The 25,582-nt window shown below is 73.6% G+C and carries 4 protein-coding genes; 2 read left to right on the forward strand and 2 right to left on the reverse strand.

Annotated features, from left to right (window positions below):
• Positions 1-8: 8 nt before the first annotated feature.
• Positions 9-536, reverse strand: a complete 528-nt coding sequence (locus OV207_RS20985) for a hypothetical protein (RefSeq protein ID WP_267556901.1) — start codon at positions 534-536, stop codon at positions 9-11.
• 120 nt (positions 537-656) lie between these two features.
• Positions 657-2,003 (reverse strand): amidohydrolase, encoded by a 1,347-nt coding sequence (locus OV207_RS20990; protein WP_267556902.1) that lies wholly within the window; start codon positions 2,001-2,003, stop codon positions 657-659.
• A 242-nt stretch (positions 2,004-2,245) separates the two neighbouring features.
• On the opposite strand from OV207_RS20990, the gene OV207_RS20995 reads away from it, so the two are divergent.
• Together OV207_RS20995 and OV207_RS21000 are read left to right on the forward strand one after the other, a co-directional pair.
• Complete coding sequence (locus tag OV207_RS20995; protein WP_267556903.1) at positions 2,246-2,863, forward strand: outer membrane beta-barrel protein; 618 nt, start codon at positions 2,246-2,248, stop codon at positions 2,861-2,863.
• A gap of 101 nt (positions 2,864-2,964) precedes the next feature.
• Entirely contained in the window at positions 2,965-25,536 is a 22,572-nt protein-coding gene (locus tag OV207_RS21000) for a non-ribosomal peptide synthase/polyketide synthase (protein ID WP_267556904.1), read from the forward strand.
• Positions 25,537-25,582 lie beyond the last annotated feature (46 nt).

Here is a 25,582-nt window from a genome sequence, read left to right on the forward strand (position 1 = left end):
GCGAGGCCCTACCGGCCGCTCGCGCCGCCGCTGCCCTCCACCGGGGGCGTGCCCGTCGAGGGCGCGGCGGGGCTCGAACCGATGCCCTTGTTCTTCTTCCAGGCGTCCGGGGTGATGTCGAACCGCGCCCCGGGGTTCTGCGAGGGGACGAGCGGGATGAGCGGCGTCGCGCGCACCGCGTCCGTGGCGGCCTCACCCGAGCCGCCCGTGCCAGGCTGGTCGACGTCCACGCACTCGTACTCGTCCGGAGGGGACGCCTGGGACTGCCCCGGCGCGCCAGAGCCGCCCGTGGCGCTGTCGGGGGCGGTGTCCCCGTAGAAGTTCATCCCGTGGTCGCGGAGCATCGCCAGCGTGCGCGGGGAGGCCTCCGCGTCCCAGGACAGCTCGTCACTGGCCCCCACCGGAGGCTCCGTGCGCTGCGCCTGCGAACCCGACCCTCCGGTGCCACCGGCGTCCTCCGCTGCGCGAGAGGCGCCCTCGTGCGCACAGCCTCCGAGCAGGAGGGCGGTCAGCGTGGCCATGAGCGGAAGCTTCATCGGGGGTTCCTCCAGAAGTGTCGTCCGCCTCTCAAGGTGGAGGTCCTCATGGCGGGGGCAAGCGACAGGAAGGGGCCGGGCCAGCGGCCCCGCTCCAGGACGTGCCCCTGCGCCCACGGGTCAATGGTCGGTGGAGGTCGTGCCCCCGGGCAGGCAGGCCAGGGCCGCCACGGTCAGCGACTCGCACCCCTTGCGCAGCGAGCCCTGCCGGTCCGGCGCGTAGAACCCCGAGTGCGGCCCTGGCACGTGCGTCACCTTCTCCAGCGGCGTCGTACCGGGAGCCCGCGCCCAGGTCTCCAGCGGCGTGACGCCCACGAACCAGTACGCCGTGGGCACCGGGTGCTCCGGCCCCTGCGCGAAGTAGGGGAAGTCCTCGCTCGCGGTGCCGAGCACGCCGGGCAACAGCGCATCCGGTCCAAACCACTCCGCGTGCGCGGCCCGGATGCGCCTCAGCAGGGCCGGGTCGTTGCGGTTCACCGGCGTGCTCGCCATGACCTCCACCTGGGGCGGCTTCGGCGAGCCCGAGGCCAGGGACTCGCCCTTCGCGATGCGCTCGATGGCGGCGAGGACGCGGGCCTTCGCCGCGTCGTCCTCCGTGCGCACCGTCACCTCCAGCAGCGCTTCGTCCGAAATCACGTTGCTGCGCGAGCCGGCCTGGAAGTGTCCCACCGTGACCACCGCCGCCTCCAGGGGCGACAGCTCGCGCGACACGATGGTCTGCAGCCGCATCACCACGCTGGCCCCCAGCACCACCGGATCCACCGACAGCTCGGGCTGCGCCCCGTGGGCCCCCTTGCCGAAGAGGCGGATGCGCACGCTCGCCGCCCCCATCATCGCCACGCCCTCGCGGTGCATGAACGTGCCCACCGGCAGCGGGGCGGTGTGCTGGCCCAGCACGGCGTCCGGCGTGCCGAAGCGCGCATACAGCCCGTCCTCCAGCATCGCGCGGGCACCGCTCAACGCCTCCTCCGCCGGCTGTCCCACCACCAGCACCGTGCCGCGCCAGGCGTCGCGCGAGCGGGCCAGCAGCGCCGCCGTGCCCACGAGGCACGCGGTGTGGACGTCGTGGCCGCACGCGTGCATCACCGGCCGCCCGTCCTCCGTCCTCACGCGGCTCGCGTACGGCAGCCCCGTCTTCTCCTCCACGGGCAGCGCGTCCATGTCCCCGCGCAGCAGCACCGTGGGCCCCTCTCCGTTGCGCAGCAGCCCCACCACGCCGTGGCCTCCGACGCCCCGGCTCACCTCGTAGCCCACGGCCTCCAGCCGCCGCGCCACCTCGTCCGCCGTGCGGGCTTCGTCGCCGGACAGCTCCGGGTGCTCATGCAGGTCTCCGTAGAGCGCGTCCACGTCCGGCAGCACCGCGTCCAGGTGCTGGAGGACGTGGCGGGCACGGGCCTTCAGGTCGGGTGATGGGTGCTCGCTCCAGGCTTCGTGTCCGGAAGATGGGGAGATGGCGGTGTCGTCCATGGCTTGCGCTCCGTGGCCGGGAAGACGTGGGGGAAATGGCGCCGGCCAGTCCTCAAGGTGGAAGTCCCGGAGGCGCCACACAGGTGCCGGGCAGGGAGGCGGGCGAGGGCTCGCGGGAGCAGGGCGCACGCCCGGCCCCAGGGGGCGCCGTGGGCCTTCAAGGTACCGCCTGCCCGTTCGTTGTCCGCCCATCCCTGGAGGGCCACCTTGAAGACGCGCGGACAACAACGAAGGGAGCGGACATGAGGCGAGGCATTGGACTGGCGCTCTGCCTGGTGGGGTTGACGGGTGGGGCCGCGGCGGCCCAGGCACCTCCTGATGACGCGCCGCTGCGGTCGCGGCAGGTGGAGTGGAAGGGTCCCTACTTCCTGCTGGGTCTGGGCGTGGAGGGCTACACGGGGAAGCTCGCGCCCAACCTGGAGCCGGGGCCGGCCTACGGCGTCACCCTGGGCTACCGCCCCAACGACTTCCTGGGCGTGGAGGTGGGCTACAGCGGCGGCGCCAGCAGCCTCACCGTCTCCGAGAGTCCGTCCATCGGCAACCCGGACATCGTGCGCAACGGCGCGCAGGCGGCCCTCACGTTGGGGTTCACCTCCACGCGGCTCCAGCCCTTCGTGCTCGCGGGCATTGGCGTGGAGCGCTACTCCGTGCGCATGGGAAACTTCTTCCAGTTCTTCGACGACACGGGCGGCTACGCACCTGTAGGCGCGGGCCTTCGCTACCAGCTCAGCCCACGGCTCACGGCGGAGCTGCGCGGCAGCTACAGCTTCCTCTTCGGGCAGGACTTCGCGAGGGCGCAGGACCTGGGCGCCGGGGACGGTCGCTACCAGGGAACGCTGCACATTGGAGGCAGCTACTGAAGGGCCTGACGACCGCGGCCGGCTTCGCGGAGGCCCGGAGGTCTTGAGGTATCGTCCGAGCAGGTGCGGGCTCCCCCCGATGCGCCCGCATCTCCGCTCCCATGCCCGTGACCCTGATCGATCTCCTCGAAGAGCGAAGCACGCGTCGTCCGGACCAGCGCCTCTACACCTTCCTGGAGGACGACGCGGAGGTGCCCCTCACGCGGGGCGACCTGGCCTCGCGAGCCCACCGCATCGCCGCCGCGCTCCAGTCACTCGCCCCCCAGGGCGCGCGCGCGGTCCTGCTCTACCCGCCGGGTGCGGACTACCTCGCGGGCTTCTTCGGCTGCGTGTGTTCAGGGTTGGTGGCGGTGCCGGCGTACCCGCCGGATCCGTCCCGGCTGGAGCGCACCCTGCCCCGCCTGCGCGCGCTCATCGCGGACTCGGGGGCCACGGTGGTGCTCACCACCTCCGTCATCCTGTCGATGGCGGAGTTCCTCTTCACGGACGCGCCGGAGCTGCGCGCGCTGAAGTGGGTGGCGACGGACGCGCTGGAGGCGGGCGCAGAGGCCGCGTGGAAGCGCCCGGACGTGACGGCCGACACGCTGGCCTTCCTGCAATACACGTCGGGCAGCACCGGCACGCCCCGGGGCGTGATGCTCAGCCACGGCAACCTGCTGCACAACCTGGACGCCATCCGCCACGCCTTCCAGACGCGTGACGACAGCGTGGGCGTCATCTGGCTGCCGCCCTACCACGACATGGGGCTCATCGGCGGCGTGCTGGTGCCGCTGGCCCAGGGCTTCCACACGGCGCTGATGTCACCGCTGTCGTTCCTCAAGCGTCCGCGCGCCTGGCTGGAGGCGCTGACGCGCTTTGGCGGCACCATCAGCGGCGGCCCCAACTTCGCGTTCGAGCTGTGCGTGCGGCGCATCCCCCCCGCGGAGCGGCAGGGCCTGGACCTGAGCCGCTGGGAGGTGGCGTTCTGCGGCGCGGAGCCCATCCGCCCGGACACGCTGGCGCGCTTCGCGGAGGCCTTCGCGCCGCAGGGGTTCCGCCGCGAGGCGTTCTATCCCTGCTACGGGCTGGCGGAGGCGACGCTCATCGTCTCCGGCGGCGCGAAGGAGGCCGCGCCCATCCTGCGCGACGTGGACGCCTCCGCGCTGGAGGCAGGCCACGCGCGGGAGCCGTCACGGCAGGCCCGGACGCTGGTGGGCTGCGGCACGACGGTGGCGGCGCAGAAGCTGCTCGTGGTGGAGCCGGACTCCGGCCGGGTGATGGAGCCGGGCGAGGTGGGGGAGGTCTGGGTGAAGGGGCCCAGCGTGGCCCAGGGCTACTGGCGTCAGCCGGAGGAGTCCGCGCGGGTCTTCGGCGCGCGCATCGCCACGGGAGAGGGGCCGTTCCTGCGCACCGGGGACCTGGGGTTCCTGGACGCGGGGGAGCTGTACGTCACGGGCCGCGCCAAGGACCTCATCATCCTGCGCGGCCGCAACCTGTATCCGCAGGACCTGGAAGCCGTGGTGGAGGAGAGCCACCCCGCGCTGCGGCCCGGCTGCGGCGTGGCGTTCGGCGTCCAGGTAGACGGCGAGGAGCGGCTCGTCGTGGTGCAGGAGGTGGATCCGCGCAAGTGGGATGGCGAGCCAGCGGGCTTGCTGGGCGCCATCCGGCAGCGGCTGGCGGAGGCGCACGAGGTGATGCCCCACGCGGTGGTGCTCATCGAGCCCGGGAGCCTGCCGAAGACGTCCAGCGGCAAGGTGCAGCGGCGGGCCACGCGCACGGCGTTCCTCGCGGGCGGCCTGCGCGAGCTGCATGCGTGGCGTGCTCCCGAGACGGCCCCCGCGGAGCCGCACGCCCCTGCGCCGGGACGGGCCTCCGACGTGAGGGCTCCGGAGCCGCGCGTCGAGGCCTCGCGACGGGAAGCGCAGGAGGAGAAGACCGGGGCACCCGCTTCGGAGCTGGAGTCCCGCGTGCTCGCGCGGGTGGCGGCGCGGGTGGGCGCCCGCGTCGAGGACCTGGATGTCCATGCGCCGCTGACGCGCTACGGGCTGGACTCGCTGGCGGCGGTGGAGCTGGCGCACGCGCTGGAGCAGACCCTGGGCGCGCCCGTCCCCATGGAGGCGCTGCTGCGCGGCGCGAGCGTCGCGGAGCTGGTGCGCGAGGCCACGGCTTCCGTGCCGGCTCCCCGCTCCGCGCCGGTCCGCGTGCCGCGCACCGAATCCATGCCGCTGTCCTTCGCGCAGGAGCGCCTGTGGTTCCTGGACCGCCTGGAGCCGGGCAGCGCCTTCTACAACGTCCCCATCGTGTCCCGGCTGGACGGGACGCTCGACGTGGCGGCGCTGGAGCAGGGCCTCCAGTTCCTCGTGCGGCGCCATGAAGCCCTGCGCACGGTGTTCGTGGAGACGCGCGGTGAGCCCGGCCAGCGCATCCTCCCGGACCTCACGCTGTCACTGCCCGTGGTGGACCTCGCGTCAACACCCGCCGAAGCGCGCGAAGCCGAGGCACGGCGGCTCGCGGACGAAGAGGCACGACGGCCCTTCGACCTCGTCCGGGGCCCCCTGCTCCGGGTGACGCTGCTGCGCCTGGACCCCGCGCGGCACTGGCTGCTGCTCACGGTGCACCACCTGGTCGCGGACGGCTGGTCCCTGCGCGTGCTGCTGCGCGAGCTGGCGGAGGCCTACGCGGCGCTGTCCACCGGGCGCGTCCCCACCCTGCCGGAGCTGCCGCTCCAGTACGCCGACCATGCGGCGTGGCAGCGCTCGTGGCTGCGCGGTGAGCGCCAGGAAGACCTGCTCGGCTGGTGGCGTCGGAAGCTGGCCGGAGCACCGCCCGTGCTGGAGTTTCCCGGCGACCGTCGCCGTCCCCGCGTGCAGTCCTACCGGGGCGCGCAGCGGACCCACCGGCTGGAGAAGGCCGCCTGGGAGCGGGTGAAGGCGCTCGCATCGCGTGAAGGCACCACGCCCTTCGTGGCGCTGCTCGCGGGCTTCCAGGTGCTGCTGCACCGCTACACCGGGCAGGAGGACGTGGTGGTGGGCGTGGACACCGCGCACCGCGTCCGGCCGGAGACGGCGGGCATCGTCGGCCTGTTCGTCAACCAGCTCCCGCTGCGCGGAGACCTCTCCGGCGCGCCGTCCTTCCAGGAGCTGCTGCACCGGAGCCACCGCGCGACCCTGGAGGCGTGGGCGCACCAGGACCTGCCCTTCGACGCGATGGTGCGCGGCCTCAATCCGGAGCGCAGCCTCGCGCACGCGCCCCTCTTCCAGGTGAAGCTCGTCCTCCAGGACGCCGCGTCCCACCCGGTGCACCTGCCCGGCCTCACGCTTGGCAGCGCCCTGGGGGACACGGGCGCCACCAAGCTGGACCTCACGCTCTCCGTCACCGACTCCGGGGACGGGCTGGAGCTGATGTGCGAGTACGCCACCGACCTCTTCGACGCGGACACCATCGCGCGGATGCTCGGACAGTTGGACACGCTGCTGGCCGGCGCGACGGCGCACCCCGGGCAGGCCATCACCGCGCTGCCCCTGCTGACGCCAGAGGACCGTCGCCAGGTGATGGAGGCGTGGCGTCCCACCGGCCCCGCCGTGGCGCCCGACCTCGCGCACCGCCTCTTCGAGGCGCAGGCCCGCGCCACGCCGGAGGCCGTCGCCGTCGCGCTGGGCGAAGCGACGCTCACATACGCGCAGCTCGATGCCCGGGCCAACCAGCTCGCGCGGCACCTCATCGCGATGGGGGTCCGGCCGGAGCAGCTCGTCGGCGTGCACCTGGAGCGCACCCCGGACCTGGCGGTGGCGCTGTTCGGCGTGCTCAAGGCGGGCGGCGCGTTCCTGATGTTGGATCCGGGGCAGCCCGCGGCGCGGCTGGAGGCGATGCTGCGCGAAGCCCGGGTGTCGGTGTTGCTGAGCCAGGAGGCCCTGGCGGATCGCCTGGCGTCCCAGGGTGAGCTGCTGGTGGTGCTGGACGAAGCGCGGGCTTCACTGGACGCGCTGCCAGCCCTGCCGCCTGAGCCCGCGCCGGCCGTCACGCCCGCGCACCTCGCCTACGCCATCTTCACCTCCGGCTCCACCGGCACGCCCAAGGGCGCGCTGCTGCCACACCACGGCCTGTGCAACACGGCCATCGCCCTGCGTGACGCCCTCGCGCTGCGTCCGGGCCGCCGGCTCCTGCAACTGGCGTCCATCGGCTTCGACGCCTCGGTGTGCGAGCTGTTCTCCACCCTCCTGTCCGGCGCGACGCTGGTGTTCGCCCCCCCGGAGTCCCTGTTGCCGGGGCCTCCGTTGCAGCAGGTGCTCGTCTCCGAGCGCATCACCACCCTCACCGTCACGCCCACGTCGCTGGCGCCCCTGGAGCCGTCCGCGCTGCCCCTGCTGGAGGTCGTGGCGTCGGTGGGCGAGGCGTGCACGCCGGAGCTGGCCTCGCGCTGGAGCCCGGGCCGTCACTTCATCAATGCCTACGGCCCCACCGAGGTCACCATCTGCGCGACCGTGGAGCCGGACGTGGACACCGGACGTCCGTCCATCGGTCGCGCCATCCCGGGCGTGCGCATGTTCGTGCTCGACGGGCGCGGCGAGCCCGTGCCCGTGGGCGTGCCGGGAGAGCTGTACGTGGGAGGCGTGGGCGTGGCGCGGGGCTACCTGGAGCGCCCCTCGCTCACCGCCGAGCGCTTCGTGCCCGACCCGTTCTCCGCCGGGCCCGGCGCCCGGCTGTACCGCACCGGCGACATGGTGCGCACGCTGTCCAACGGCCGCCTGGAGTTCCTGGGCCGCCGCGATGCCCAGGTGAAGGTGCACGGCATCCGCGTGGAGACGGGTGAAGTGGAAGCGGTGTTGGCCCAGGTTCCGGGCGTGCGTCAGGCGGTGGTGCTCCCGCGCGAAGTCGCGGGCGAGACGCGGCTGTGCGCCTGGGTCGTCGCGGAGGAGTCCCTGGAGCTTCCGGCCGTGCGCCGCTTCCTCAAGGAGCGCCTGCCCGACGCCTTCGTGCCGTCCTCCTTCGTGCGGATGGACGCGCTGCCCCTCACCCCGGGAGGCAAGCTGGACCGCGCGGCCCTGCCCGCCCCCGGAGTGCCCGCCGCCACGACGGACACACCCTTCGCCGCGCCCATCACTGAGACGGAGCAGCGCATCGCCGAGGTCTGGGCGCGCGTGCTCGACGTGCCTCGCGTGGGCCTGCACGCGCACTTCTTCGAGGACCTGGGCGGCAGCTCGCTCCTCGTGGTGAAGGCCAGCACGCAGCTGCGCGAGGCCCTGGGCCGGGACATCCCCGTCACCTACTTCTTCGAACACCCGACGGTGGTCCAGTTGGCTGCGAGGCTGGAGCGCGAGGCCACCGCCACCGCCACCGCGCCCCGCCCGGCGGCCCCGCGCGAGGCCTCCGCGCAGGACTCCGGCGACATCGCCCTCATCGGCATGGCGGGCCGCTTCCCCGGCGCGCCGGACGTGCACGCGTTCTGGCGCAACCTGCGCGAGGGCGTGGAGTCCATCACGCGCTTCACGAAGGAGGAGCTGGAGTCGTCGCCGCTGCTCCCGGACACCCTGCGGGAGCATCCCGACTTCGTGCCGGCCGGCGGCGTGCTGGAGGAGGCGGACGGCTTCGACGCGGCCTTCTTCGGCCTGTCCCCGCGCGAGGCGCAGTGGATGGATCCGCAGCAGCGCCTGTTCCTCCAGTGCGCGTGGAACGCCCTGGAGGACGCGGGCTACGACGCGGAGCGCATCGCCGAGCCCGTCTCGCTGTACGCGGGCGCGGGCAGCTCCAGCGTGCACCTGCTGTCGCTGCTGGGTCAGACGCGCAAGGACCCCGCCTCCATGTTCGAGGCGCTGGGGACCACGGGCGGCGAGAACGTGGCCACCAAGACGGCCTACAAGCTGAAGCTCGGCGGTGAGAGCCTCAACGTCTACACCGCGTGCTCCACCGGCCTCGTCACGGTGCACCTGGCCTGCCAGAGCCTGCGCGCCCGGCAGTCGGACCTGGCGCTGGCGGGCGCGGTGAAGGTGTCCCTGCCCCAGCGCACGGGCTACCTCTTCCAGGAGGGGATGATCCTCTCACCGGACGGTCACTGCCGCGCGTTCGACGCGAAGGCCCGGGGCACCGTGCTGGGCAGCGGCCTGGGCGTGGTGGTGCTCAAGCGGCTCGCGGACGCCGTGCGGGACGGGGACCGCGTGTACGCGGTCATCAAGGGCTCCGCGCTCAACAACGACGCGGCGGCCAAGGTCAGCTACACCGCGCCCAGCGTCCAGGGACAGACGCAGGTGGTGGCCCGGGCGCTCGCGGCGGCGGGCGTGGACGCGGACAGCGTGGAGTACGTGGAGGCGCACGGCACCGGCACCTCGCTGGGCGACCCCATTGAAGTGGCGGCCCTCACGCGGGCCTACCGCGCGCACACGCAGCGCACGGGCTACTGCGCGCTGGGGTCGGTGAAGACGAACATCGGGCACCTGGACACGGCGGCGGGCATCGCCGGCCTCATCAAGGCCGCGCTCGCGCTGCACCACGCGGAGGTGCCCCCCAGCCTCCACTTCGAGCAGCCCAACCCGGAGATCGACTTCGCGCGCAGCCCCTTCTTCGTGAACACCACGCTGCGTCCGTGGGAGCGCACCGGCGGCCCACGCCGCGCCGCCGTCAGCTCGTTCGGCATCGGTGGCACCAACGCGCACGTCGTGTTGGAGGAAGCGCCCCCGCGCGAGCCTGCCTCCGGAGAGCAGCGGCCCCGCCGCTCAAGGCAGCTCGTCACGCTGTCCGCCCGCACGCCCGCCGCGCTGGAGGCGGTGACGCGCGCGCTGGCCGACGCGGTGGAGGCCCGCGCGGACGTGGACCTCGCGGACGTGGCCTTCACGCGCAACGTGGGCCGCAAGGGCTTCGAGGTGCGGCGCACGGTGGTCGCGGAGGACGTCACCGGACTCGTGGAGGCGCTGCGAAAGCCCGGCACGACGTCCACGGTGCGGGACCTGGACGCTCCGCCCTCGCGGCGCGTGGCCTTCCTCTTCCCGGGCCAGGGCGCCCAGTCCGTGGGCATGGCCCGCGAGCTGTTCGACACCGAGCCCCGCTTCCAGGAGGCGCTGGAGTCGTGCCTGGCCCTGCTGCCGTCGGTGGGGCTGAAGCAGGACCTGCGGCCCGTGCTGTTCCCGCCGCCGGGCGGGGAGGCCGGGGCGGAGGCGGCCCTCGCCGAGCCCCGCTTCGCGCTGCCCGCGCTGCTGGCCGTGGAGGTCTCACTCGCCCGGTGGTGGATGGGGTTGGGGCTCAAGCCCACCGCGCTCCTGGGGCACAGCTTCGGTGAGTACGCGGCGGCCTGCGTCGCGGGCGTGCTGTCGTTGGAGGACGCGCTGCGGCTGGCGGTGGTGCGGGGCGAGCTGATGTCCCGACTGCCCTCGGGCGGGATGCTCGCGGTGGGGATGTCCGCGGAGGACGTCCGCCCGCTGCTCTCCGACACGCTGGAGGTGGCCGCCGTCAATGACGCCGACCGCTGCACGGTGTCCGGGCCGCTGGAGCCGCTGGCCGCGTTGGAGCGCACGCTCGCGGGACGGCGCGTGGGCGTGGTGCGGCTGCCCGCATCGCACGCCTTCCACTCGCGCGCCGTGGAGCCGCTGATGCCCGAGCTGGAGCGGGCCGTCGCGGGCCTGTCGCTGAAGGCCCCGGCCCTGCCCTACGTGTCCAGCCTCACCGGCGCGTGGATCCGTCCGGAGGAGGCCACCTCTCCCAGCTACTGGGCGCGGCAGATGCGCGAGCCGGTGCGCTTCGCCGCCGGCCTGGACACCCTGCTGCACTCCGGCCATGGGCTGTTCATCGAGGCGGGCCCGGACCAGGGGCTCACCGCGCTCGCACGGCTGCGCCTGCGCACGGAGCAGGACACCGTGGCCGTGCCGTCGCTGCGCCGCGCGGGCACGTCCACGTCCGATGCCCAGACGCTGCTGGAGGCCGTGGGCACGCTGTGGCGCCTGGGAGCGAGCGTGGACTGGGAGGCCCTGCACGCGCACGGTCCCCGCCGCCGCATCTCGCTGCCGGGCTACCCGTTCGAGACCGTTCGCATCGCGGTGGACGGCCGGGCCGTGCTGCCCCTGCCGGAAGTCGCCCCCGTGTCCGTGGCCGTGGCCGCGCCCCCGGCGGAGGCCGTGGCCCCGGTGGCCGTCGTGCCCGCGCCGTCCGGCATGAGCGACATCGAGCAGCGGCTGATGGAGCTGTGGCGCGAGCGGCTGGGCATCACGGACATCGGCCTGGATGACAACTTCCTCGACCTGGGCGGCAACTCGCTCATGGCGGCGCAGTTGCTCACGCGGCTGCGGGAGACGTTCCGCACACAGGTGCCCCTGAGTGACCTGTTCGAAGCGCCCACCGTCGCGGGGCTCGCCGAGCGCATCGAAGCGCGACTCCAGGCGGAGGGGCTGCTCGGCGCGGAGGAAGGGGAAGCGCCCGAGGCGGCGGCGGCCATCCAGCCGTGGCCGCGCACGGGCACGCTGCCGCTGTCGTACGTGCAGGAGCGCGTCTGGGAGATGGGGGCGCGGGAGCCGGGCAGTTCGCTGTTCAACGAGCCGCTCGCCGTCCGCGTCTCCGGTGCGCTGCGCCCGGACCTGCTGGAGCGCGGCGTCAACGAGGTCATCCGCCGCCACGAGTCGCTGCGCACCGTCTTCGTCGACGTGGACGGTCAGGGCGTGCCGCGCCTGCTGCCCGAGGTGCGCATCACCCTGCCCGTGGTGGACCTGCGGGGCTTCGCCGGGGACCTGGAGGCGGAGGCCCTGCGGCGCGCGCGGCTGGAGCCGGCGGCGCCGTTCGAGCTGGACCGCGGCCCGCTCGTGCGCGTGAGCCTGCTGCGGATGGCGGACACCGAGCACGTGCTGCTGGTGACCATCCACCACATCGTCGCGGACACGCTGTCGCTGGTGAACCTCATCCGTGAAGCGCTGGCGCTCTACACCGGCTTCGTGCACGGCGTGCCCGTGCCCCTGCCGGAGCTGTCCATCCAGTACATCGACTTCACGCTCTGGCAGCGCCAGGTGCTCGCGGACGGCACGCTCGCGGATCAGCAGGCCTACTGGCGGCGCCAGCTCGCGGGGCGCCCGGGGGCGCTGTCCCTGCCGCTGGACCGCCCGCGCGTCCCGGGGGCGCGGCGGCGCGGGGCGCGGCACGCGTTCACCTTCACGGAGGAGCTGAGCGTCGCGCTGAACGCGTTCAGCCAGCGTGAAGGGCTCACGGGGTACATGACGCTGCTCGCCGGCTTCACGGCGCTCCTGGCCCGGTGCTCGGGCCAGGAGGACATCGTCGTGGGCACGTCCATCGGCAACCGGACGCGGCCGGAGCTGGAGCCGCAGATTGGCTACGTGGCGCACGCGCTGGCGCTGCGCACGAGCGCGGCCGGGGACCCGGACTTCCGCACGCTCGCGCTGCGCGTGCGCGACACGACGCTGAGCGCGTTCGCGAACCCGGACGTGCCCTACGAGCAGTTGCTGGAGGAGCTGGAGCCCGGAGAGGAGGGCCGGCTGGGTCGGCTGTTCGACGCCATCTTCCTGCTGCACGCGGAGAACGTGTCCGCGCCCATCGAGGACTTCCCCGGCCTGCGGCTGGTCTACTACGACGTCACCGAGCTGCCCGCGCAGTACGGCACGTCGCTCGCGGACCTCACGATGTTGATGCGGGAGGACGCCCGGGGCTTCTCCGGGACGCTGGAGTACGCCGTCGACCTGTTCGACGCGGACACCATCGCGCGGCTGTTGTCCCAGTTGCAGGCGCTGCTCTCCGACGCCGTCGCCTCGCCCACGAAGCCGCTGTCCCGGCTGTCGCTGGACGTGATGCCCGTGCGTGCGCGGCCCACCGAAGCTCCCGTCGCGGAGGGTGGAGCGCTGCCGGCCCTGCTGGCGGCCCGTGCGGAGCGGAGCCCTGAGGCCGTGGCCGTGCGGCAGGACGAGACGGTCCTGACGTGGCGGGCCCTGCGGGAGAAGGCCTGGGCCCTCGCGGAGCGGTTGCGCGCGCGGGGCGTGGGTCCCGGCGTTCCGGTGGCCGTGTGCCTGGAGCCGTCCACCGAGCGCGCCGTCGCGCTGTGGGCGGTGCTGGCCTCCGGAGGCGCGTACGCGCTGGTGTCGCCGGAGGGAGTCGGGGAGCTGGCTTCGCTCGGGCGTGAGGGCACGCCGCCCCTCGTCGTGGCCGACGCCGGGTTCATCCTTCCGCCCGGGGTCTCCGCGGACGTGCTCCGCATCGAGGAGTCCCTGAGCGGTGGTGGAGCCCAGGCACAGGGTGCGGGCGTGGACGTGGACGCCCTGGCCTGCCTTGCTCGGGAAGGCGCGGACACGACGCGTCCCCGTGTGATGTTGAGCCACCGCAACCTCGTCCACCGGCTCGCCGCGATGGATGCGCGCGTGGAGGCCCGGCCGGGTGAGCTGTGGCTGAGCACCTCGGATGCCGCAGCGGATCCGGCGGACCTGGAGCTGCTGTGGGCCCTGTCCCGGGGGCTCTCCGTGGTGCTGCCGTCGCGGGTCGCGCTCCGGGATGCGCCGCGTCGGGGTGGCACGGCCGCGAAGCGGGCCCTGGACTTCAGCCTCTTCTACTTCGCCAATGACGGGGAGGCGTCGGGGCGGAAGAAGTACCAACTGCTCATCGACGGCGCGAAATTCGCGGACGCGCACGGGTTCAGCGCCATCTGGACGCCGGAGCGCCACTTCCACGACTTCGGCGGGCCCTACCCCAGTCCCACCGCCACGAGCGCCGCGCTGGCCATGGTCACCGAGCGGGTGTCCATCCGCGCGGGCAGCGTCGTGTTGCCGCTGCATGATCCGCTGCGCGTCGCGGAGGAGTGGTCCGTCATCGACAACCTCTCCAACGGCCGCGCGGGCGTGTCCTTCGCCACGGGCTGGAACGCGAACGACTTCGTCTTCGCCCCCCAGAACTTCCACCAGCGTCCGGAGGCCGTGCGTCGGGGTGTGGAGGAGGTGCGCGCGCTGTGGAAGGGCGGCACGGTGCGCCGCACCAACGGCGCGGGCGTGGAGGTGGACGTGGCCATCCGTCCCCGCCCGGTGCAGGCGGAGCTGCCCGTGTGGATCACCGCCGCCTTCAACCCGGAGACCTTCCGGATGGCGGGTGAGCTGGGCACGGGTCTGCTCACCAACGTGCTGGGCCTGGGCCAGGACTTCGTGGAGCTGGAGCGCAAGGTCGCCATCTACCGCGAGGCCCGGCGCAAGGCGGGCCACCCCGGCCGTGGCCACGTCGTGCTGATGCTCCACACCTTCGTCACCGCCAGCCGCGAGGACGTGAAGCGCCAGGCGCGAGAGCCCCTGCTGCGCTACTTCCGCAGCTCCGTGGAGCTGGTGAACGGACTGGTGGCCAGCCAGGGCCCGGGCTTCGACGTGCGCTCGCTCACGCCGCAGGACCTGGACGTGCTCCTGGAGCAGGGCGTGTCGCGCTACCTGGAGTCGGGCGGCCTGTTCGGCACGCCGGATTCGCTCACGGCCCGCGTGGAGCAACTGCGACAGGCGGACGTGGACGAGGTGGCCTGCCTCATCGACTTCGGCATCGCCCCTGAAATCACCCTGGAGGGGCTGCGACACCTGGACGTGCTGCGCCGACAGAGCCAGGGAGACGCAGCGCCCGCGGCGGCCACCCCGCACGTCGAAGGGGATGGTGCCGGGATGCTCGCGCGACTGCTGCGCACGAGCCCATCCGCCCACCTGCGCGGCTCGTTCGAGCTCGCGCGCACGCTCGCGGAGCTGCCGGATGCGCGGAGCGTGTTGGGGCCGGTGCGCACGCTGGTGTTGGACGACGCGGAGGGCCTGTCGGCGGACCTCGCGCATGCGCTCCAGCGCGCCACCTCCGCGCGGATCGTCTCGCCCGTGTCACTGTTGCCCGGTGCGGGCGAGGCCACGGCCCCGGGGCCACGCTTCGTGCTGGATGCCGCCGGCCGGCGTGCCCCGGTGGGCGTGGTGGGTGAGCTGTTCCTGGGCGGGGACGCCGTGCCGCTTGGCTTCTGGAAGGCACCGGCGTTGACCCATGAGCGCCTGCCGGCATCACCGGACGGCACGGGCGCGCGGCTGTATGGCACGGGGACGCAGGCGCGCTACCGCGCGGACGGCGAAGTGGAGCTGCTCACGCCTGCCCGCCGCGCACCGCCTCCGTCATCGGCTCCGACTCCGGGCATGAACGCCCGGCCGGCGACGACGCCCGAGGCCACCGTCCCGAAGCCCGCGCCGCTGACAGGTGCCCCTGCCCCCACGCCGCCAGCCGCCCGGGCCCCACTGACGCCCCCGCCAGGCCCCTCCGCGCGCACGCCCTCGCCGCAAGGTGCCACGGCCCGCGCCACTCCGCCGACCGCCCCAGCCCGGGCCCCCGCCCCTGCTCCCGAGACGCAGGCCATCCAGCGCGTGTCCCGCGCGGGGGACCTGCCCCTGTCGTTCGCGCAGCAGCGGCTGTGGTTCCTGGACCAGTACGAACCCGGCAGCGCGCTCTACAACATCCCCTCCGCGATGCGCCTGGAGGGCACGGTGGACGTGTCCGCGATGCGCCGCGCCTTCGCGGAGGTGATGCTCCGCCACGAAGCCCTGCACACCACCTTCCAGGTCCGGAACGGCGACCCCATCCAGGTCATCTCGCCCACCGTGGACTCCGCGCTGGAAGTCGAAGACCTGAGCGACCGGCCCCCCGCCGAGCGCGAAGCCGAGGCCATGCGCCGCGCCCGCGAAGAGGCCAGCGCCCCGTTCGACCTGTCGCGGGGCCCCCTCCTGCGGACCCGCCTGCTGCGCCTCTCGGAGCGTGAGCACCTGCTGCTCGTGACGATCCACCACATCGTCTCCGACGGCTGGTCCATTGGCGTGCTCATCCGTGAAGCCGTCACGCTCTATGAAGCCTTCACCTCCGGCCGGCCCTCGCCGCTGCCCGCGCTGCCCATCCAGTACGCCGACTTCACCGTCTGGCAGCGCGACTGGCTCCAGGGAGCGCTGCTGGACAAGCAGCTCGCGTACTGGCGCAAGCAGTTGGAGGGCGCTCCGCCCGCGCTGGAGCTGCTCACCGACCATCCGCGCACGGGCGACACGCGCAATCCCGGCGCCACGCACCGGGAGCTGTTCCCACACGCGCTGATGCAGGGCTTGCGGGCGCTGTGCCGTCGCGAGAAGGGCACGCTCTTCATGGGCCTGCTCGCGGGGCTCCAGGCGCTGCTGTCCCGCTACACGGGGCAGGACGACGTCAGCATCGGCGCGCCCATCGCCGGCCGCAACCACCCTCAGACGGAGGGGCTCATCGGCTTCTTCGTCAACACGCTGGTGCTGCGCACGCAGTTGGACGGCGACCCGTCCTTCGTGGAGCTGCTGCGCCGGGTGAAGGCCGTGACGCTGGGCGCGTACGCGCACCAGGACGTGCCCTTCGAGAAGCTGGTGGAAGCGCTGCAACCGCCCCGGATGGCAGGCCATACGCCCTTCTTCCAGGTGACGCTGGTGCTGCTCAACACGCCCGTGGCGGAGCTCACCGGCCCGGGCCTCACCTTCCGCACCCTGGACGTGGACAGCGGCGCGTCCAAGTTCGACTTCACCCTCGTCTTCACCGAAACGCCGCGCGGGCTCCAGGTCGCCTTCGAATACCGCAGCGACCTCTTCGAGGCGGCCACCGCCGCGCGGATCATGGAGCACCTGCGCCTGCTCCTGGAGGACGCGGTCGCGCACCCCGAGCACCGCCTGTCCGAGCTCAACCTCCTGTCCGACGCCGAGCGCCAGCGCGTGCTCATGGACTGGAGCGCCCCGCCGTCCCAGGGCCCCAGCGAACCGCCGGTGCACGAATCCTTCGAGGCCCAGGCCCGCCGCACGCCAGACGCCGTGGCGGCCCTCTTCGAGCGTGAGGCCCTCACGTACGCGGAGCTGGAGCGCCGCGCGAACCAGCTCGCCTGGCACCTGCTCGACAGCGGCGTGCGTCCGGGAGACCGGGTCGCGCTGTGCCTGGAGCCCTCACTGGAGCTGCTGGTGAGCGTGCTCGCCGTCCTCAAGTCGGGTGCGGCCGTCGTCCCCGTGGATCCAGACGCGCCGTCGGAGCACCTGTCCTTCGTGCTGGAGGACTCGGGCGCGCGAGGGGTGCTCACCCAATCACGGCTGCTCCCCAGGATCCCCGCGACGCAAGCCCTCAGCGTGTGCGTGGACACGGAGGCCGGGACCTTCGCCAGGCTGCCGTCCCATGCCCCACCGTCCGCCACCTGGCCGGACTCGCCCTGCTATCTGCGCCATGCGCCCGGCACCCCGGGCATCGTGGTGGCGCACCGCACGCTGTCCTCGGTGGTGACGTGGACGCGCCAGCGCTCGTCCAAGCTCGACGCCGTCACGTTGCAGTTCGCATCGCTCGACTCCGACACCGCCTGGCAGGAGCTGTTCACGGCCTGGACCGCGGGCGCCTCCGTGGTGGTGCCTCCGCTGGAAGCGCGCCAGGACCTGCCCGCCCTGCTGGCCCTCATGGCCCGTCACGGCGTGGAGCGGCTGTTCCTCCCGTTCATGGCGTTGCAGACGATGGCGGAGCTGGTGGCCCACGGCGCGACCGTGCCCAGGCGGCTGGTGGAGGTGGTGACGGACGGGGAGCCGCTCCAGGTGACGCCCGCGCTCGTGGCCCTCTTCAAGCGGCTGCCGCGCGGCACGCTGGAGCACCAGTACGGCCCCAGCGAAGCGCAGGTCGTCAGCGCCTACCGCCTGCGCGGCCCGCCGGACTCGTGGGAGCGGCTGCCCCCGGCGGGCATGCCCGGACCCGGCACGCGGCTGTACGTCGTGGATCCCACCGGACGGCCCTGCCCCACCGGCGTCCCTGGCGAGGTGATGGTCGGCGGTCCCCAGGTGGCGCTCGGCTACCACGCGCGTCCCGGACTCACCGCGGAGCGCTTCGTCCCGGACGACCTCTCCGGGCAAGCCGGTGCGCGGCTGTTCCGCACGGGTGACCGGGCCCGCTGGCGCGCGGACGGCGCCCTCGAACTCTTCGGCCGGTTCGACCGGCAGGAGCGGGTGCGCGGCTTCCTCATCGCGGCGGATCAGGTGGAAGCGGCCCTGCGTGAGGCTCCGGGCGTGCGCGCGGCGGCGGCGCTGGTGCGCGAGGACGTGCCCGGCGACAAGCGGCTCGTGGGCTACGTGGTGCTCCAGCCGGACACCGCCTGGGATGCGGAGGCCCTGCGACGGGCCCTGGCGCTCCGCCTGCCGGAGTACCTGCTGCCCACCGCGCTGGTGCCCCTGGACGCGCTGCCGCTCACGCCTGGCGGGACGCTGGAGCGCGGGCTGCTGCCCGCGCCAGACGTGGAAGGACCTGGGGAGACAGGGTCCACCAGCAGGCCCCCGACGCCGCTGGAGCAGATGCTGGCGGACCTCTTCGCGCAGGTGCTGGGCCTGGAGGAGGTCGGCATCACCGAGAGCTTCTTCGACCTGGGAGGCCACTCGCTGCTGGCCACGCAAGTCGCCTCGCGCCTGCGCACCAGCCTGGGCGTGGACGTGCGGCTGCGCGAGATGTTCGACAACCCCACGGTGGAGGCGCTCGCCCGTCAAATCGAGGACCGCGTGCCCGAAGCGGCCCGCGCCCCCCGCGCGCCCGCCATCACCGCGCGCCCCGGAGTGACCTCCGCAGAGCTGTCCTTCGCGCAGCAGCGGCTGTGGTTCCTGGACCAGTACGCGCCGGGCAGCGCGCTCTACAACATGCCCGCCGCGCTGAGCCTGGAAGGCACGCTGAACGTCTCCGCGCTCACCTGGGCCTTCACGGAGCTGGTGCGCCGGCACCAGGTGCTGCGCACCACGTTCCAGGTGCTGGACGGCACCGCCGCCCAGGTCTTCGCGCCCCCCGCGCCGTGGAGGCTGTCGGTCGAATCGCTGGAGCACCTGTCCCCCTCCGAGCGCGAGGACGAAGCGGGACGCCTGGCGCAGGAGGAGGCCCGTCAACCCTTCGACCTGGCGCGGGGGCCGCTGTTGCGCACGCGCCTCTTGCGGCTCGCGGAGCGCGAACACCTGCTGCTCGTCACGCAGCACCACATCATCTCTGACGGCTGGTCCATCGCGGTGCTCGTCCGCGAGCTGGTCACGCTGTACGCGGCGCGGCTCGCCGACAAACCCTCGCCGCTTCCGGAGCTGCCCATCCAGTACGCGGACTACGCGGTCTGGCAGCGCGAGTGGCTGCGAGGGGACGCGCTGGAGGCCCAGGTCGGCTACTGGCGCAAGCAGTTGGAGGACGCGCCTTCCGCGCTGGAGCTGACCACGGACCACCCGCGCACGCCGGACACCCGGAACCCGGGCACGTGGCTGGGGGTGGAGCTGCCGCTGGAGCTGATGCAGTCCCTGCGCGCCCTCTGCCAGCAGGAAGGGGCCACGCTCTACATGGGCCTGCTCGCGGGCCTCCAGGCGCTCCTGGCGCGCTACTCGGGCCAGGACGACATCTGCGTGGGCGCGCCCGTCGCGGGCCGCACGCAGGCGGAGCTGGAGGGGCTGCTCGGCTTCTTCACCAGCACCCTGGTGCTGCGCACGAAGCTGGACGGAGACCCCACCTTCCGCGAGCTGCTGGGCCGGGTGAAGGACGTGACGCTGGGCGCGTATGCGCACCAGGACGTGCCCTTCGAGAAGCTGGTGGAGACCCTCCAGCCTCCGCGCATGCCAGGGCGCACACCGTTCTTCCAGGTGGCGCTGGTGATGCTCAACACGCCCTCGCTGGAGCTCACCGTGCCGGGCGTCCAGATACAACACCTGGAGCTGGACAGCGGCACCGCGAAGTTCGACTTCACCTTCACGCTGCGGGAGTCGCCCGAGGGCATCGTGGGCGCGCTGGAGTACCGCACCGACCTGTACGAAGCGGCCACGGCCGAGCGGATGGTGGCGCACCTGCACGCGCTCCTGAAGGACGCGGTGGCCCACCCCGAGCAGCGCCTGTCCACGCTGTCGCTGCTCTCCGACGACGAACGGCACCGCGTGCTCGTGGAGTGGAACGCGACCGCCGCGCCGTACCCGCGTGACACGGCCGTGCACGCGCTGTTCGAAGCCCAGGCCGCGCGCACGCCGGAGGCGGTCGCCGTGGAGTTCCAGGGCAGGACACTCACCTACGCGGCCCTGGACCGCCGGGCGAACCAGCTCGCGTGGCACCTGCGCAAGGGCGGGCTGGCGCCGGGCGCGCGCGTGGCGCTGTGCCTGGAGCGTTCGCTGGAGCTGCCGGTGGCGGTGCTCGGCATCCTCAAGGCGGGCGCGGCGTACGTCCCGCTCGACCCCGAGGCCCCCCTGGAGCGGCAGGCCTTCTTCCTGGAGGACACCGGGGCGGCGTGGGTCCTCACGTCGGAGGCGATGAAGCAGCACCTGCCCGCCACCGCGCCCCGGCGGCTGCTGCTCGACGCGGAGGCGGCCCTGCTCGACGCGGAGCCGGACACCGCGCCGGAGTCCCCACTGGGAGCAGACGCGCTCGCGTACGTCCTCTACACGTCCGGCACCACGGGCCGGCCCAAGGGCGTCTGCGTCCCGCACCGGGCCATCGTCCGGCTGGTGATGGGCACGGACTTCGCCCGGTTCGGTCCCGACGAGGTCTTCCTGCAACTGGCCCCGCTCGCCTTCGACGCCTCGACCTTCGAGCTGTGGGGCTGCCTGCTGCACGGCGGCCGGCTGGTGCTGGCGGAGCCGAAGGCCACGTCCCTGGAGGAGCTGGGCCGCACGCTGGACGCGCACCACGTCACCACGCTGTGGCTGACGTCCGCGCTGTTCGAACAGCTTGCGGCCACGGAGCCGGAGGCCCTGGCCCGCGTGCGCCAGGTGCTCGCCGGGGGCGACGTGTTGAACCCCGTGCGCGTGCGGGAGCACGTGGCCCGGGCAGGCCGGCTGGTGAACGGCTACGGCCCCACGGAGGGCACCACCTTCACCACCTGCCACGTCATGACCGACGCGGACGCGGTGGAGACGCCGGTGTCCATTGGCCGGCCCATCGCGAACACGCGGGTGTACGTGCTCGACGAACACCTGAGGCCCGTGCCACCGGGCGTGCCGGGGGAGCTGTACGTGGCCGGAGACGGCCTCGCGTGGGGCTATCTCCAACGGCCCGCGCTCACCGCGGAGCGGTTCCTGCCGGATGCGTTCAGCGACGCGCCGGGCGCGCGGATGTACCGCGCTGGAGACCGGGCCCGCTGGAGGGCGGACGGCACGCTCCAGTTCCTCGGCCGCCGCGACGCGCAGGTGAAGCTGCGCGGCTTCCGCGTGGAGCCGGGCGAAATCGAGGCGGTGCTCCTGGGACATGCGTCGGTGCGTGAAGCCGTGGTGCTCGCGCGCGACGACATGCCCGGAGGAAGGGCGCTGGTGGCCTACGTGGTGCCGCGCGCGACGACGGCTCCCGCGCAGGCCGGAGCACCGGCGTTGCTGGACGTCACGGCCCTGCGCGGCTGGCTGCGGGAGCGGCTGCCCGGGTACATGGTGCCGTCGGCCATCGTCCTGCGGGCGTCGCTGCCCGTCACCCGCAACGGCAAGGTGGACCGCCGCGCGCTGCCGGCGCCGGAGGTCCAGGGCGCGGAGGACGGCTTCGTCCAGCCGCGCACGGACACGGAGGCCCGGCTCGCCACGCTGTGGAACGAGCTGCTCGGGACGAAGGACACGGGGGCGGAGGACGACTTCTTCGACCGGGGCGGGCACTCCCTGCTCGCGACGCAGCTGCTGTCGCGCATCCGCGCCACGTTCGCGGTGGAGCCCCGGCTCCAGGATCTCTTCGAGGCGCGCACGCTGGAGGCGCAGGCGGCCATGCTGGACGCCACCCTCGCCCGCGCCGTCCAGCTCCAGGCGCCCCCGCTGCGTCCCATGCCGCGACACGGGAACCTGCCGCTGTCGTTCGCGCAGCAGCGGCTGTGGTTCCTGGACCAGTACCAGCCGGGCCTCCCCATCTACAACATCCCGGCCGCGATGCGACTGCACGGCGCGCTGGACGTGACGGCCCTGGAGCGCGCCTTCACGGAGCTGGTGCGCCGCCACGAAGCGCTGCGCACCACCTTCACGACCCACGCGGGCACGCCCGTGCAGGTCATCGCTCCGGCGAGCGCGTTCCCGCTGCCCGTGGAGGAGCTGGGCACGCTGCCCGCGAAGGAGCGGGAGGTGGCCGCCCGGCGCCTCGCGGAGGAGGAAGCGCGGCGGCCCTTCGACCTCGCCCGGGGTCCGCTGCTGCGGGCACGGCTGCTGCGGCTGACGCAGTCCGAGCACGTGCTGCTCGTGACGATGCACCACATCGTCTCCGACGGCTGGTCCATGGCCCTGTTCGTCCGGGAGATGATCTCCCGCTACGCGGCCACCCTCTCCGGCCAGCCGCTGGCGCTGTCGCCACTGCCCGTGCAGTACGCGGACTACGCGGTCTGGCAGCGCGACTGGCTCCAGGGGGACGTGCTGGAGGCGCAGCTCGACTACTGGCGGAACCAGCTCGCGGGGGCCCCGGCGTCGCTGGCGCTGCCCACGGACCGGCCCCGGTCCCCGGGCTCACGGCAGCCGGGCTCGAGCTTCCAGCTGCGCTTCCCCAGGAAGCTGGCGCAGGACCTGACGGCGCTGTGCCAGCAGGAAGGCGCCACGCTGTTCATGGGCCTGCTCGCGGGCTTCCAGGCCGTGCTCTCACGCTGGGCGGAGCAGGACGACGTCAGCGTGGGCGCGCCCATCGCCGGCCGCACGCGCAGGGAGACCGAAGGGCTCATCGGCTTCTTCGTCAACACGCTGGTGCTGCGCACGCGGCTGGGCGGAGACCCCACCTTCCGCGAGCTGCTGGGCCGGGTGAAGCGCGTCACGCTGAACGCCTACGACCATCAGGACGTGCCGTTCGAGAAGCTGGTGGAGGTGCTCCAGCCGAAGCGGCAGGTCGAAGGCACACCGTTCTTCCAGGTGTCGCTGGTGATGCTCAACACTCCCGCGGTGGAGCTGTCGCTGCCCGGCATGCGCATCGAACCGCTCCCGGTGGACGCGGGCACCGCGATGTTCGACCTCTCCCTCACGCTCACGGAGAAGCCCGAGGCGCTGGAGGGCACGGTGGAGTACCGCACCGACCTCTACGACCGGGACACCATCGAGCGCCTCATGGGACACCTGCGCGTGTTCCTGGAGGACGCGGCGGCCCATCCGCAGCGACGCCTGTCCGAGCTGTCCCTCCTCACGGAGGCGGAGCGGAGGCAGGTGCTCGACGGGTGGACCCGGGCGCGCGCCGACTTCCCGCGCGACACGTCCGTCCACGCGCTGTTCGAAGCCCAGGTCCGGAAGACGCCTGACGCGGTGGCCGTGGAGCATGACGGCCGCACCGTCACCTACCGGGAGTTGGACGCGCGCGCCGCCGGCCTCGCGCGGCGGCTGCGGGCGCTCGGCATCCCCACCGGAGCGCGGGTGGCCCTGCTCCTGGAGCGCTCGCACGCGCTGCCCGTGGCCCTGCTGGGCGCCCTCAAGGCGGGCGCGACCTACGTGCCGCTGGACGCCTCCGCGCCGCCGGAGCGACTGGCCTTCCAATTGGAGGACGCGGGCGTCACGGCGCTCCTCACCGAGCCCCGGCTGCGCGACCGGCGGCCCGCCTTCACGGGTCGCGTCGTCGACGTCGGCGCTGACCTGGAGGCCACGCCGGAAGGGGCCCCGCTGCCCGACGTGCCCCCGGAGCTGCCCGCGTACGTGCTCTACACGTCCGGCAGCACGGGCCAGCCCAAGGGCGTGCTGATCTCCCACCGCGCGCTGGCGAACCACGCGACGTGGCTGGGCACCACGTTCGCGCTGGGAGCCGGGGACCGGCAGCTCCAGCTCGCGGCCCCGGGCTTCGACGCCTCGGCCGCGGAGGTCTTCTCCACGCTGCTGTCCGGCGCCACGCTCGTGCTCGCGCCGCCCGACGCACAGCGCGACAGCGCGCTCCTGGCCGACACGCTGTCCAGACAGCGCATCACCGTCCTCCAGGCCGTGCCCTCCGTGCTGCGCTTCCTCGCGGTGGAGCCGGCCTTCGCGAAGGCCACGCACCTGCGCCTGCTCTTCTGCGGCGGCGAGGCGCTGACGCCAGACCTGGCCGCGCGGCTGCGCTCGGTGTCGCCGGCGGTGCAACTGGTCAACGCCTACGGCCCCACCGAGGCGACCATCGACGCCACGTGGTCCGCCGTCACCGGGGAGGAGTCCGGCATGACGGTGCCCATCGGTCGGCCGGTGGCCAACGCGGAGGCCTACGTGCTGGACGCCGCGCTGCGGCCGGTGCCCGTGGGCATTCCGGGAGAGCTGCACCTGGGCGGCGTGCCCCTGGCGCACGGCTACCTGGGCCGGCCCGCCCTCACCGCCGAGCGCTTCATCCCCCACCCCTTCGCCACCGAGCCCGGCGCGCGGCTGTACCGCTCCGGAGACCGGGCCCGCTGGCTGGCCGATGGACGCCTCCAGTTCCTCGGCCGGCTCGACCATCAGGTGAAGCTGCGCGGCCTGCGCGTCGAGCCCGGCGAAGTCGAGGCCGCGCTCGTCCTGCACCCCGGCGTGCGCGAGGCCGCGGTCGTGGTCCACGACGGGGCGGCCCACGGCCCGGTGTTGGTGGCCTACGTCGTCTCCCGCACCCCGCCCCCCGTGGAGGCCGAAGCCCTGCGCGCCTTCCTGCGGCGCACCCTGCCGGAGGCCCTGGTGCCCTCGGCCTTCGTCGCGCTGGAGACCCTCCCCCGCACCACCAGCGGCAAGCTGGATCGACGCGCCCTCCCCGCGCCCGATCTCCAACGCGCCGACCTGGCCGTCGTCGCGCCACGCACCGACACGGAGGTCCGCCTCGCCGCGCTCTGGCGGGACGTGCTCAAGCAGGACGACGTGGGCGCGACGGACGACTTCTTCGCGCGTGGGGGACACTCGCTGCTCGCGACGCAGTTGTTGTCACGCATCCGCGCGGCCTTCCAGGTGGAGCTGCCCCTCCAGGCCCTCTTCGAGGCGCCGACGCTGGAGGGACTGGCCGCGCGCATCGACGCGGGGACGTCCTCTGATTCGCCGCTGGTGATGCTGCGCAAGGGAGGCGGGCGCACGCCCTTCTTCTGCGTGCACCCGGTGGGAGGCAGCGTGCTGGGCTACCTGGAGCTCGCGCGGCGCATGGAGCCGGAGCAGCCCTTCTACGGCCTCCAGGTGCCAAGGGACGGCGCGGGCACGACGGTGGAGGCCATGGCCACGCGCTACCTGGGGTCCATGCGCGGCGTGCAGCCGGTGGGGCCCTACCGCCTGGGCGGCTGGTCCATGGGGGGCCACATCGCCTACGAGATGGCGCGTCAGCTCCACGCCCTGGGTGAGGCGGTGGAGGTGCTCGTCGTCATCGACGCGATGGGCGACGCGCCCGCCTCCGCGCAGCCCCTCACGCCGGACGAAGCCCTGGGCCAGCAGGTGCTGGAGTTCGCGGTGCACCTGTCACGGCTGGCGGACGTGCATCCGCGCGCCGCGGAGGTGCTGGGCCTGGTGGATCCGGTGGAGCTGCGCCAGGTGCTGGAAGGAGCGCCCGACGCGGGCACGAGCGGGGGCCTGGAGGAAGCGGCCCGCGAGGAGCTGCGCGAGCTGTGGCGCCGCTTCAAGGTGAACCAGGGCGCATCGAGCACCTACGTCCCCGGGCCGTATGACGGGGCCCTGGTCCTGCTCCGGGCCGAGCAGGGCCCGGAGGCACCGGCGGACCTCGGCTGGAGTGCGCTCGCGCGCGGCGGGGTGACGGTGCACTCCGTGCCGGGAGACCACTACACGCTCGTCCGGCCGCCCCACGTGGACGCACTGGCCGAACGCCTGCGGACGCTGCTCGCCGCGCCGTCGAAGCCGGACGGAAGCGACGACTAGCCACGACGGGACGCCGCCCGCCACCGCCGAGCCGGGCGCCCTGGAG

The sequence above is a fragment of the Corallococcus sp. BB11-1 genome (genome assembly GCF_026626625.1).
GTDB lineage: Bacteria > Myxococcota > Myxococcia > Myxococcales > Myxococcaceae > Corallococcus > Corallococcus soli.